The following is a 12,647-nucleotide window of genomic DNA, read 5'->3' on the forward strand; positions in this document are numbered from 1 at the left end:
CACCCTCGGGTTGGGCTGGAGCAGGTGACGGCCTGTCAATGTGCGTTACTGTAACGGCAGGTAGCGGGGGGATACCAGGTGGGTGATGACGCGCGTGACATATTTGGACTGCCTCGTCCCTCCTGACGCAGGTCCCGCTGACTTCTTCGAGCGCGTGCAGGCCCTTCGCATGACCGACCGCGGCCATACCGTTGATCTCGGCCCGCTGGATCGTGCCACCCTGACCCTGTTGTTGCGCGCGTTGTCGAGTGATCAACGCAGCGTCTACCTGGCCCTCCCGCGCGGGCGGCACGACCTGGCCGTGCTGATCGGGATCTACCTCCAGCTCATACGGCGCGGGGCAGAGCTGACCGGCGGATCACCCTGCCCGGTCCCTGTCGGGCCGGTGGTCGTTGTCGGACTGCGCACCAACGTCACCGTACGGCTGGCACAGCTCGCGATCGGCCGGCAGAACCTCTCGCGAGCCCTGCGCATGCAGAGAATTCGCGGTGACGGCCGGGTCGTCGACCTCCAGGGAAAGATCACGAGGGCCGTCGACTCACCCTCGGGACTGTTCTACCTCAACACCGCACTCGGCAGGCCCTCGCTGGGCACTAGCGTCGGCACCGTCGTCATCGACCGCACCAGCATGGCCAACGACCATTCCTGGGAGCGCGCGCTGGCCTGGGCAAGCGAGCACGACGCCGCCCGTGTCGTAGCCGTGGCCGACCTTGGCACCCAGCCGGGCGGTAGCCGGGCCTGGACGCAATGGCCGTGGAGTCCCGCGCTGCGCGCCGACGTGCGGCACACCCTCGGGCACCGCCCCGCGTACGGCCCGCTGACCAGTAACGCCCTCCTCGCCCACCGCCCGGCAGTCGCGCCGAGCGTGGCCGTATACCGCCACAAGCAGCTCGCCGAGCTTCTCCGGAAGGTTGTGGTGGGCGTGGTCGCAGCACGGCGTGTGCGCGCGTCGGAATCCTGGCCGCAGCCGGTCGCCGACGCCGTGCGTCTGCTCAACCTGCTGTGGTGCAGCTGGGGTTCGATCGGAAGGCAAGACACCTGGCAGGTACTGATGGGGCGCGGCAGCGGCGCACGGGCGCTGGCCCGGTCGGTGTCCCGAGGGACATTGGAGGGGCGGGGCGGGCCGTGGGGGCTGTTCCGCGAGACTCAATGGCCCGACCTTCGGCGTGGCGTGCTGGACCTGTATGAACTGCTGTACGACGACAACCCGCGCTGGGACCTGCTGCTTGCGCTGATCGATTGGGCACGGGCCAGCCGGACAGGCGCTCCCATTCTTGTCCGTACCCGCTCCCGCTCCGCCGCCGCCGCTGTCGCCGGGGAGCTGGCCGACGCACTCGGCGGTGATGCCGACTGCCTGCTGCTCGCCCCCCAGCCCGGGGCTGCCGCCGGCAGGGGAGCCGGTGCTCTGCATGTGATGCCCTATGCGGAACGTCTGGCCTGGGACGCCTCGCCAAGGCTCGAGCTTCACCTCGGTGCCCCCTCGCCTTTACGCACCGGCGTGTTGTTCTCCGGTGCTGCCGATGAACACGTCGCCGTTGTAGAGCAGAGCGAGTACACCTGGCTGGAGCGTTCGGCCGACCGCGCGTTGAGCGGCTGGCACGAGCAGATACGCCAGACGGCCGCAGTGCTGAGGCTGGGCGAGGTACCGGAGCCGACGACCCCCTCGCTGCCCGTCGCGTACGGCCCTGTCGACCTCTCCGGACCGTCCTCCGCACCAGAGGATTCACCCCAGCACGACAGCTGGCTCGCCCTCGATCTCTCAGCGCTTTTTGAGGACTACGACGTTCCGGCCCGAGCCATCGGCACCCCGGAGGACCCCGGCCGCAGCGCCACGACAGCAGCGGACGACCCGGTGCCGGCCACGGCCGTGCTCACCGAACCCGAAGGGGCGGTGCTCTGGCTGCGCAGCGACGAGCCGGTCGACGTCCTCATAGGCCAGCGCTACGCCAGGGTGCCCGTGGCCGCGCTCACCCCCGGCAGTCGGCTGCTGCGCGCACGCGGCGACGGTAAGTCCAGACTCCACGACCGGCTCGTCATGGTGATGCATGACAGCGCCGAGGTGACCGCCATGGACACGATGATCGGCTTCTTCCGCCAGGCCATCACCGCCGTGTACGAGCAGCGAGGGTCGTGGCCGGACGTGCTCACAGCCCTGAACAACCTCGGGAGCGAGGTCTCGTCATGGCAGGCGGTGAGCAAATGGGCCGATGGCAGCGTCATCGCCCCGGAGGACCCGCAAGACATCCACCGGGTTGCCCTGCTGGCCCGGGATACCCGCCTGACCGCAGGAGGCACGTGGCAGCGCCTGGCCCGCATGGCGGAGGAACTGCGCCGTCTGCATCGGACGCTGGGCCACACCGCGGCGGCGGCAATGACCGAGGCCGCACGCGGCATGGAAGGCCCCGCGCTGCGCCAGCTGAAGACACTGTGCTCCGGGATCGACGTCTCGGAGATCCTCGAGGAATTCGACCTGGTCGTCGTCCGCCGCGTCGGCAGCCAGAAGAGCATGTCGGCGGCCGCCCTGGGCCGCGTACCAGGCCCCCGCGGCACAAGCAGCTCACCACAGGAGACGCCGTGAACGATGCCCGCAACAACCCGTTAGCGCCGCACCCCGACAGCGCTGCCGACAACCAGCGGGAGACGGTGCTGATCGAACACCTGACGCAGGTCCTCGCCGACAGGCTCGCCGACCGCAGCGGTGCCCCGCACACGCCCCCGTGGACACCACGCGACCACGTCGTCGTCGGAGTGCTGCCCGCTGTCGCGGTCCCGCCGCGGCACGTGCCGGCACCAGACGAGGCGACGGCCGACCCGAGCCGTCGGCCCGTCGAGTCCCTGCGCGGCACACAGGCGCCCCCGGTCCTGGCGCTCGACTTCCGGGTGAGCACGGCCCCCGGCCGCAGGACCGCGCAACTCGCCGTCCACTGCCGATTCGCCCTATACCTGGAGGACATCGCCAGCTACGCCGAACACATGGAGTACCTGCGCGGCGACGAAGGCCCCTCCGGTACACAGGCCCGGCCGGGAGAGCTGCTGGGCGTCTGGCGCCGCCAGGACGTTCACGTGCCCGACCTGGTGATCGAAGTGCCGCTCGGGGAAGGCGAACGCGATCCGCACGTGCTCGGCGAGGCCCAGCAGGTGCTGGACCGGGCGGTCCGCCGCGCGGTGGATGCGCACTTCACCCGCACCGAGGCCCGTCGCCCGCTCACCGCTGGTCCGCAGGGCCGCCAGGGGCGGCGCAGGCGCAACGTGCTCCCTGCGGAGGCCATGGCCGACGAGGAGGCATTCCACAGCCATGTCGCGGCACTGATGGACCGCGACGCAGCCCCTTGCGCACCCCAGCTGGTGCTGTCCGCGCACGCCCAAGCCTTGGACGGCGGCGATCACCTCGTACGCGTGTCCCTGCATAACGAAAGCGACACGGCACAGAGCGACTGGCAGGACCTCTCCGTGTACGACTGCCGCTTCGCGGTTCTTCCCGGAGACGGCATCAGCATCGTGCCCCAGCGCTTCCACCTCGCCCCCCGCGACTACCGGCTGGAGGCGCTGGCGGAGGTGATCGGTCGCGGTACCGGCTGCGCAGCAGTTCCCCACGGCAGCGGTCTGCGGACGGAGACCCTGCCCGTCCATGTCCAACGCACCGTCGTGCCCCGCCAAGCCGGGGTGCGGCACCCGCGGTGGAGTGAGCTCGCCGACGAGCCGGCCCCGATCCTGGACTCCGTCGAGGTCGCGATGGCCCGCTACTCCCGTGAGTTCGCCGCCGCCTGCCGTGCCGCCCAGCAACTGCCGCACTACAAGGCCATCGAAGCCGACCGCGCCCAGTTCGACGACGAGGCCAGGAGGTTCGGCCTCGGCCGCGAGTGCCTGGATCTGGACCCGGACCTCAAACTCGCCTTCCAGCTCGCCAACGAGGTCTTCGCCCGCGTCAACAAACACCGAAAATACGACAGTTGGCGGCTCTTCCAGCTGGTCTACATCGTCTCCCACCTGCCGGCCCTCGCCGTGCGCGAGCACCCGCAGCGGGCGGACCTGCGCGCTGAACTCGACCACACCGACGTGCTGTGGTTCCCCGCCGGCGGAGGGAAGACCGAGGCATACCTGGGGCTGATCCTCACGGCCCTGTTCTACGACCGGCTGCGAGGCAAGCACGCAGGGGTCACCGCCTGGCTGCGCTTCCCGCTGCGCATGCTCAGCGTGCAGCAACTCGACCGCACCCTGCGCATGCTGATCGCGGCCGAGACGCTTCGCGCCGAACGCCAGATCGGATCCCCCCACGACGACCCGTTCGCGCTCGGCTACCTGGCCGGCGGGACGGGCAGCCCAAACAATCTCCACTGGCCGCAGGGCTGGTGGCGCGGCTGGGAAACTGAGGCCGCTGCCACCAGGGCGGGCACCTTCGCCGAAGACCATCTGCGCGACCGGCTCGTGATTACCTGCCCCTACTGCGAGCGCGACAGCGTACGGCTGCGTCTGGACACCGACGCGGTCCGCCTGCATCACGAGTGCGCCGCCTGCGAGCGGATCCTGCCCCTGCACGTGAGCGACGTCGAGGTTTACCGCACACTGCCCGCGATCGTCATCTCCACCGTCGACAAGCTCACGGGGCACAGCTGGTTCCCCGAGTTCACCGCTTTCCAACACGGGCCGAGACACCGCTGCGCCGAGCATGGCTACTTCTCCTTCCCGCGTTTCGGAGTTTGCTCGGCCGGGCGGGACCATTGCACTGCGCCGAAAGGCGGCTACCCGGCGGCCCGCCCGATCAAGGACCCGGTACCGGCACTGACGGTGCAGGACGAGATGCACCTCCTCAAGGAGGAGCTCGGCGCGTTCAACGCGCACTACGAAGGCATGATCGCCGAACTCCAGTCAGGAGCCGGCAGTGGCCTGCCCAGCAAGGTACTGGGCGCCTCCGCCACCATCGAGCAGTATCAGGACCAGCTCCGCCAGCTCTACGGCCGCCGTCCCCGTGCCTTCCCCGCGCCGGGATGGACACTCGGCGAGAGCTTCTACACCACGACCCGGCCCGACTTCCGGCGCGTTCACATCGGAGTGCTTCCGCACAAGCGCCGAAAAGCTGACGTCGCCGCGATCGTGCAGGGCGAACTCCTCACCGAGATCGCCCGGCTCCAGGAGGAGCCCAAGGCCCTGCGCGAGCGCCTAGCCCTGCGCGGCCTGCCCGACTCGGACCTCCCACGGCTCCTCTTCCCCTACGAGGTCTCCCTGGCCTATGTGAACAGCAAGCAGCACGGCACCCAGCTCGACGAGGAGCTCGGCCAGCTCTCCGACGACCTGCAGCACGCCGGACTCGACCGCGTCGAGCACGCGGTGCTCACCGGCGAAGTCCCTGTCCCCGAGCTCGCCGCGGCCATCGCCCGGGTCCAACGCGAGCACCTGGACATCCCGCGAGGAGAGCGACTGCGCGCCCTGGTCGGCACCAGCGTGCTCAGCCACGGGGTGGACCTCGAGCGCCTCAACCTCCTGGTCCTGGCCGGCATGCCGCCGACCGCCGCCGACTACATCCAGGTCACCGCCCGGGCCGGGCGAACCCACGCAGGCCTCGTCGTCACCGTCTACGACCCCGTTTCGCGCCGCGAACGCTCCATGTTCTCCAACTTCCTGAGCTACCACCGCCTGCTCGACCGCATGGTCACCCCCGTGCCCGTCAACAAATACGCCTACTTCGCAGCCCGACGCACTCTGCCCGGCATCGTGCTGGCGCTGCTCCACGACGCCGCCCGTGACCCCGCGCTGAAGCCACCACCGGAAGGAGCCGACTACTCCAAAGACTTCAAGCGCTGGTGGAGCGCCCAACGACCACTTCTCGACCCCTGGCTGGAACGACGCATCCCAGCCTGCTACCGCGAGCGCGTCGCGGGCGTCAATGGGCGCGGACTGGAGAACGACCTCGTTGAGCGCATTATCGAAACCTGGCGGCAGGAGGAACGGCCCAACCTCAACAAGGGGGCAGAGGAAACGCGCACCGCATACCTCTTCCTCCAACAGCCGCTCACCAGCTTCCGCGACATCGACAAAAGCACAGCCTTCCAGTCGCTGACCAGCAGCCAGGACGCCTTCAAAGCACTCGCCACCAACACCGCCGACAGCAGTAAGGGAGGCAAGGATGAACCGCAGCCGTAGCCAAGCCATGACCGCCTTCCTGCCCGGCGCCGTCTTCCGCCACGAACAGCGACTACGCGGCAGGGTCCAGGCAGTCGACGGAGACGTGGTCAAGAAGCTCAACGAAGACGTCATCTACGACGAGATCTCCCGCTACCTGGAGCGCTGGAGCGAAGACGCCAGAGCCGCCTTGCCCCTGCCGCAGGGCCGACTCCGGCAGAACTTCGTCCTGGTCAGCCCCGACCTCGTTCGCTTCGAGGTATTCCCCCTCGTCCTCGAATGCGTCCGCCGCTCCTGCCGCCGCGTGCGCACGTACGTGAAGCCCCAGCAACTGGCGGCCGACCCCCGGTGCCGCACCTGCGGCGCACAGCTGCGGCAACTTCCGTACTTCAACGCGCACAACTGCGGACGCGTCCGTCCCATGTACGTGCCCAAGTGCCGTGTTCCCGCGCACGGCTACGACCACATCGTGTTCGAGAACACAGGAAGCTTCGTCACCGCCCTCTGGCGCTGCGTCGGCCCAGGCTGCGGCGGCGCGAAGCTCCAGGGCACCTCGCAGTCCCCCTGCGGCTGCGAATGGAAGGACGCAGCCGGCCGCGCCATGATGCGGGCAAGGACGTTCAACGACACCCGCGCCTACCAGGTCCACGCCCTCCAACTCGTCAACATCGACAACTCCGAGTTCCGGCAGTACCAGCGCCACCCCCAGCGCGGCCGGATCGCGGCCGCCCACTACCTGAACCTGATCGACTCCCTGGCCCAAGGCCTCGGCGACGCCTCCCAGAACGTCTCAGTAACGCGCCTGTCCCCGCAGGAATGGCAGCAGAAGGAACAGCAACTGCGCCAGATCCACATGGGGGAGGAGGCCATTGAGCAGCTCCGCAGAGTGATGGGCCCCGAGGAGAGCGGCCTGGCGGCTCTGCCCAGTACGGACGCCGCCAACGCGCGGTGGGAACTACTCGGTGCAGACCGCCCCTTCGTGGAACGCGCAGCCGTCTTCGACCCCGCCCAGATACAGCGCATCACCCTCGACGACCAGTGTGCACGCTTCGCCGAGCTCCAGGACCGGCTGGCCCAGCAGACCACGGAACGCGCCCGCGAGCAGGCCCGCACCCTGGGGATCGCAGAGATCGCGGTCACCTGGGAGTTCCCCGTAGCCCGAGTCGCCTTCGGCTACACCAGAGAAGAGCACGAGCCCGAGCGGGGAGTCCTGACCGGCTTCCATAACAAGCACCACCACGACGGAAAGTATCCGGCCTACGTCGCAGCATCGGACACCGAAGCCCTCCTGGTCACCTTCTCCGCACGTTCCGTCCTGTCGTTCCTGAACGCCAAAGGATTTTCTGACGGGGCGGCCGAAGACGAATCGGCGGCCCGCCAGCGGCTACTGGAACTGTTCACGGACCAGGACCCAGAAGCCGCCCGCGCGGCAGCAACCGTACACACGATCATCCACACCCTCGGCCACCTCCTGCTTCGGTCCCTGGACGACGGCCAAGTAGGACTGGCCGAAAACACGCTCGCCGAATGGGTCGTCACGAAGGCGCTCACCGTCGCCATCTACGCCGACAACGTCCGTGAATTCACCCTCGGATCACTGTGGACCCTTCTCAGCAACCGCGTGCTCAGCTGGCTGGAAAGTACCGCAGACTCGGTGCTCAGCTGCGAGAACGACCCGCTGTGCCATCAGTCCTCACCACGCTGCTGCGAACGCTGCGTCTACCTCACCTTCGGCTGCCAGCTGTTCAACGATGACCTCGACCGGGGCCTCGCCGCAGAGTTCCTCCGCCACACCGCCGCCTCGAGCCACACATGACCGACGAACTGCGACCGCTGGTCCCGCTCGCCCAGCTACTAGAGCGCCTCGCGGGCAGCTACGCGGCAGCCGCCGAATGGACACGGCAGATCGCCAGAGCAGACACCCTCGACGCACTTCGCGAGCACGGGGTCGCAGACGATCACGCTACCGCCGTACGCCAGCTCGCCGCCGAGTGCGGCCTACTGGACCCAGGCCGGCACACAGAGCTCGTCCCTGCCCGCCTCTCCCAACTCCAGGTGCTTCTGGACGTCCTGGACGGCCTTGACCCACCGCCCGCAGCACCACGATCCGAGCGCCCCTTGGTGTTCACCACCCCGCGAGCCGCCGCCCACCTGGTAGCACCCCCCGTCCGACGCCTGGACCTGCTAGTCCAGGACGTCATCGCCGGAGCCAACAGCGAACTCCACATCGGCGGCCCCTTCTGGAACCGTCACGGCTGCGACCTACTGCGCGAGGTTCTGTTGCCCGCCGTCGCCGAGCGCCAGGTCGCCGTCCACTTCTACGCCCACGACCCAAGCAGCCGGGCCCAACCCCTCAACGATCTCGTCAAAGACTGCGCTGACTACGGAAGAACGTCCTTGTACTGGTGGACCGGCGCCAACCCCGGCATGATGCACGCCAAGTTCGTGGTCGCCGACCGTGCCACCGGCTACTTCGGCAGCGCGAACCTGTCCTCCCTCGGTCTTCAAGAGCACTTCGAGATCGGCATGGAACTGGGAAGCACACAAGCATCGTCACTGGTGGACTTGTGCACCCGGCTGCGCCAGGAAGGCTTCTTCGCCCAGGTCACCAAGGGGCCGGGACGTGCACCGGACCCGCTCGTCCTCTTGGAGACCGCCGACGGGAAACGGCGCTTCGGCCAGTTGCGATCCTGGCACACCACCAGGGACGGCCGCCGTGAAGCGGACGTCCTGTGCCGCCTCTCGGACGACGCTCCGCGGCCAGCCAGAGTCCGCGTCGATGAGAGCCGCATCCGGCTCTTTCCCGGCGTCGACTACGCAAACGTGCCGACAGCAGGCGGTGCCCGGGCAGACGACGGCGAAACCGAAGGCACCGGGTAGTTGGCCACACGAGGCCCTACGCTCCCTCCATGCCCGTGCGCGAAGGCAGGTTCGGTCCCCGGACTACGGCCGGGCCGCACGGCCTGATGCTGGCGGCTCCGCCCCTGGCATCAGGCCGGTTCAGTCATCGTCCGGTGCGTTGCCGATCCAGGCGATAGGCACCTCCGGCATGGTGCCTCAGGGCGGGGCCCGGTCCTCGTGCCCGGTCCTCGTGCCCCGCGTCCAGCACGCAGATCCGCCCTCACCGTCCGTGTCTTCCGGACAGATCCCGGCGAGCAGAGCCACATCGCCCGTACGAACCGCGTACGCGCACCGCTGCTGCAACATCTTCAACTCGCCCTCAAGATCTGCCCCGGCACGGCGCTCCTCCTCCAGGGCCCGATCCGCCGCACCTCCGGGTCGCCCAGCACGGCGCCGAGTACCGCCTCGGCCTCCGCCCACGCCCGCCGGCGCGCATGCCCGCCGGCGCGCATGCCCGCCGGCGCGCATGCCCGCCGGCGCGCATGCCCGGCGACCCGCCGCCCGGATGCGCCCCGCCTCGATGCCGTCGCCGTTCATGCGGCCTTCGCCCATTCCAGCCCGAGGCCGGCCAGCTGCTCGCACTGTTCGACGGTGAGCGTGGCCCGCCGGCTCTTCACGTTCGACAGCCATACACCGAGCCGGACCGACGTTCCGTCGGGCAACTCCTCGGACCAGGACCGCGATACCACCACCGTCCCCTCCCGCGCGGTGTACTGGGCCAGCGCTGCGATCCCCCGCTCGAATGCCCCGGCCCGCGCCCCACCCGACGCCCGGCGTGGCCGCGTCGGGACGGCGGCCGGCTTCTCCGGCGGCCGGACACCGAGCTGAACCAGGCGCTCGCGCTGCCCGTCAGCCAGCTGCTCCCACCCGTCCTGCTGGGCGACCAGCCACCGACCCACATCCAGCCCGTTCACCATCGCCCCGGGCTCCACGTACCCGAGCACGCTCCCCGGGGCCATAACACCCCTCAGAGCGGCGTAGTGCCTCTGCCAGTCCACCGGCCACGCCGGGTTCCAGTCCGGATCGATCGCGGCCAGTGCTGCCGCACGCCGCGACGCCCGCGCCTGATCCTTCCCGAGCCCGTTCTTCTTCCGGGCGTTGGCCAGCCACTGCCCGATAGGCCGGTCCATCATCGTGGCGGTCACCGGAGCGGCGAGCGTCCCGTACGCCTCGAAGTAAGCCCTCGCCGCACCGAGGCTCTCCTCCCACGCAGCGTCCGCCGGATCCCACACGACATCCAGCGCCTCCAGGTCCTCCGCCCGCTCGGGCAGCATGGTCCCGGCCCGCATCGCGCGGCGCTGATCCGACAGCCACCGCCCCAGCGGAAACCCGCCCTCACCGTGCCCGTCGCCACCCTCGACCCAGTTGTACGGAACCGCGAGAGCACCCTCCCGCTCCCGGTACGCCACCGCCGCCCGGTGCCCCGCACGCCAGTTCGCATGCTCCGGCTCGATCAGGTTGTACTCCACCATCCGCGCCACCAACACCGGGTCACGATGCACCCCGAACCGCAGCAGCAACCGCTGCTCCTCCTCGTCGTCACTCTCCGGCGCCTCACCAAGCCACCACGACACCGGCTTCGTCCGATGCAGGTCCTCCGACGGAATCGCCAGCATTTCCACCGCACGCTCATCATGCGCACGCAACCCCGAAAGAACCTTCAAAAGAGGCCGATACGAAGCCGAATAAGGCATATCTTCCGGAGTTTCATCCGGACCAAGAAAAACAGGAACAATCAGCGTCGCCAATTTATCCTGACCAGGCTTCTGCCGCAGCGCCCGACCAATAGCCTGGACGATATCCACCGCCGACCCCTTCGGGTCGATAAGAGCGACGGAATCCACACTCGGGCAGTCGACCCCCTCACCGAGAACCCGGCAATTCGACATCACCGCCCGCCCGGCCCGCCCCCCGAACTGATACAGCTCCTGCGCCCGCATCTCCGGCTCGTGCTCACCCGACAGCCACCCCGCCCACACCTCCTCCGGATGCCGCCCCGGATCAGCCGCGTGCAGCCGCCCCGCGACCCGCCCCAACCCGACAGCAAAAGCCTGCGCCTCGACCGTCCGGTGGTGGAAGGTGATACACCGCTCAAGCCCGTGCTCCGCCATCGTCTCCAGCAGAGCGGCCTGAAGCACTGCCAGGCGCTCACCCCGCACGTGCTCCTCGAACCGCTCCTCGCCGTACAGCTTCTCCAGCGTCAGCCGCTCGTCCCGCAGCTCCACCACCACAATCTGATACCGCGCCAGCAACCCCCGCGCGATCGCATCCGAGAGATCCATCGCCCAGAGAATCGGCCCGTAGATCCTCTCGTCCGACATCGAGCAGGCCATCTCCTTCGGCAGCCGGTCCAACGGCGCCGGCCCGTCGCCCTGCCGACTCCAGCGGGGCCGCGGCCGCTCCACCCAGATCCGCGGCGTCGCCGTCAGATACAGCCGGCGCATCGCCGGAAGCTGCTCTTGGTCGTGGACGACCGCCCACGCCTTCCCGAGCGAACCGCTAGTCCTGTGGGCCTCGTCCACACAGACCAGGTCCCACACGTCCATGGGAAGCCCGTAGGCACCCTCATGAGCCTCGGTCAGCACCGGCAGCGAGGAGTACGTCGCGAACACCGTCACCGGCCCACTGCCGTAGTGCAGCGCCAGCTGCGGGGCGTTCGTCGTCGAGGGCACCCGCAGGTCGTACAGACGCGGGTCGTCATCCATCGAGCACACCGCCACCATCGGCCCCGAACGCCCGAAAGCCCGCCACTCCCGCACCGTCTGCGCAAGCAACTCCAACGTTGGAAGAAGAACCAGAACTCGCCCATGAGGAGAAATTCGCTGCGCGGCCCCAGCAGCAATGAACGTCTTGCCCGTTCCGCACGCCGCGTGCACCTGACCGCGCAGGCCATTATTCGGAATCCGTTGCCCAGGCCGGATTTCCAACCCTGAGACAATGGCGTCGACCGCTTCGGCCTGATGTGGGTAGAGCGGAATTTCACCGACCATGATGAGAGGTCTCCAAATCAAGAGGAGAGGGTAGTTGTCCACTCGTGATGCTACCCGTGCATCACTTGATGCACGATGCAGACGTATGATGATGCATCACATCGGTCGACAGCCGTCCTGTTTCAACCCCACGGTGGTCGACCAGCGTGCTACATTGCAGAGAGGGCGAGTCATCGACCGCATGATCCTTGCCGTCCGGGAGGCAGGTGACTTTCCGTCAGTAGACGGCTGGGCGTCTTAGCGTCTCGCTCGACACCGCGAGTGGGGAAGGCGTGAGGGCCGACCCCGGGGGGTGGTACTCACCGCTTCGGGATCCCACCCGGTGGCAGAGTTGATGCACCACCAACCCTCTGCCGTAGCCAGCCGGCGAAGCCGGCAGGGCGGGAGCGCAGCGGACGCCCCGTCAACTCCGCGAAGCGGAATTGACTTGCCTTCAGGATTGGAGCGCAGCGGAAATCTAATTCCCGCAAAGCGGGAATTTTCATAAACCGCGCAGCGGTTTATGAAAGGCGCGCAGCGCCTTTAAGAATTCGCGAAGCGAATTCCGTCCCTGCCAAGCGTGCAGCGCTTGGATACCCGCTCCGCGGAGTTGACGGGGCGTCCGCTGCGCTCCCGCCCTGCCGGCTTCGCCGGCTGGCT

Annotated in this window: 5 protein-coding genes; 4 read left to right on the forward strand and 1 reads right to left on the reverse strand. The window is 68.6% G+C overall.

What is annotated here, in order from left to right; all coding sequences use genetic code 11:
• Positions 1-169: 169 nt before the first annotated feature.
• The 4 genes from ABT115_RS23310 to ABT115_RS23325 are packed head-to-tail and all read left to right on the forward strand — an operon-like array spanning position 170 to position 8,997.
• On the forward strand, positions 170-2,578 hold the full coding sequence (locus ABT115_RS23310) for a DISARM anti-phage system protein DrmE domain-containing protein (protein ID WP_351793061.1): 2,409 nt from the start codon (positions 170-172) through the stop codon (positions 2,576-2,578).
• Complete coding sequence (locus tag ABT115_RS23315) at positions 2,575-6,138, forward strand: helicase-related protein (RefSeq protein WP_351793064.1); 3,564 nt, start codon at positions 2,575-2,577, stop codon at positions 6,136-6,138. The genes ABT115_RS23310 and ABT115_RS23315 overlap by 4 nt, the downstream gene beginning before the upstream one ends.
• Positions 6,122-7,933 carry a DUF8724 domain-containing protein gene (locus ABT115_RS23320; RefSeq protein ID WP_351793067.1) on the forward strand — a complete coding sequence of 604 codons (1,812 nt, stop codon included), beginning with the start codon at positions 6,122-6,124 and terminating at the stop codon, positions 7,931-7,933. The genes ABT115_RS23315 and ABT115_RS23320 overlap by 17 nt, the downstream gene beginning before the upstream one ends.
• Complete coding sequence (locus ABT115_RS23325) at positions 7,930-8,997, forward strand: phospholipase D-like domain-containing protein (RefSeq protein ID WP_351793069.1); 1,068 nt, start codon at positions 7,930-7,932, stop codon at positions 8,995-8,997. Before ABT115_RS23320 ends, ABT115_RS23325 begins: the two co-directional genes overlap by 4 nt.
• Before the next feature lie 554 nt (positions 8,998-9,551).
• Here ABT115_RS23325 and ABT115_RS23330 read toward each other — a convergent pair.
• Entirely contained in the window at positions 9,552-12,008 is a 2,457-nt protein-coding gene (locus ABT115_RS23330) for a DEAD/DEAH box helicase (protein ID WP_351793072.1), read from the reverse strand.
• Positions 12,009-12,647 lie beyond the last annotated feature (639 nt).

It is taken from the genome of Streptomyces sp. NPDC001832, from assembly GCF_040297265.1.
Classification (GTDB): Bacteria; Actinomycetota; Actinomycetes; order Streptomycetales; family Streptomycetaceae; genus Streptomyces.

Excerpts from the sequence above, each read along its gene's own strand:
- ABT115_RS23330 (WP_351793072.1), bottom strand. The coding sequence starts at position 12,008 with ATGGTCGGTGAAATTCCGCTCTACCCACATCAGGCCGAAGCGGTCGAC.
- ABT115_RS23310 (WP_351793061.1), top strand. The coding sequence starts at position 170 with ATGACCGACCGCGGCCATACCGTTGATCTCGGCCCGCTGGATCGTGCC.
- ABT115_RS23320 (WP_351793067.1), top strand. The coding sequence starts at position 6,122 with ATGAACCGCAGCCGTAGCCAAGCCATGACCGCCTTCCTGCCCGGCGCC.
- ABT115_RS23325 (WP_351793069.1), top strand. The coding sequence starts at position 7,930 with ATGACCGACGAACTGCGACCGCTGGTCCCGCTCGCCCAGCTACTAGAG.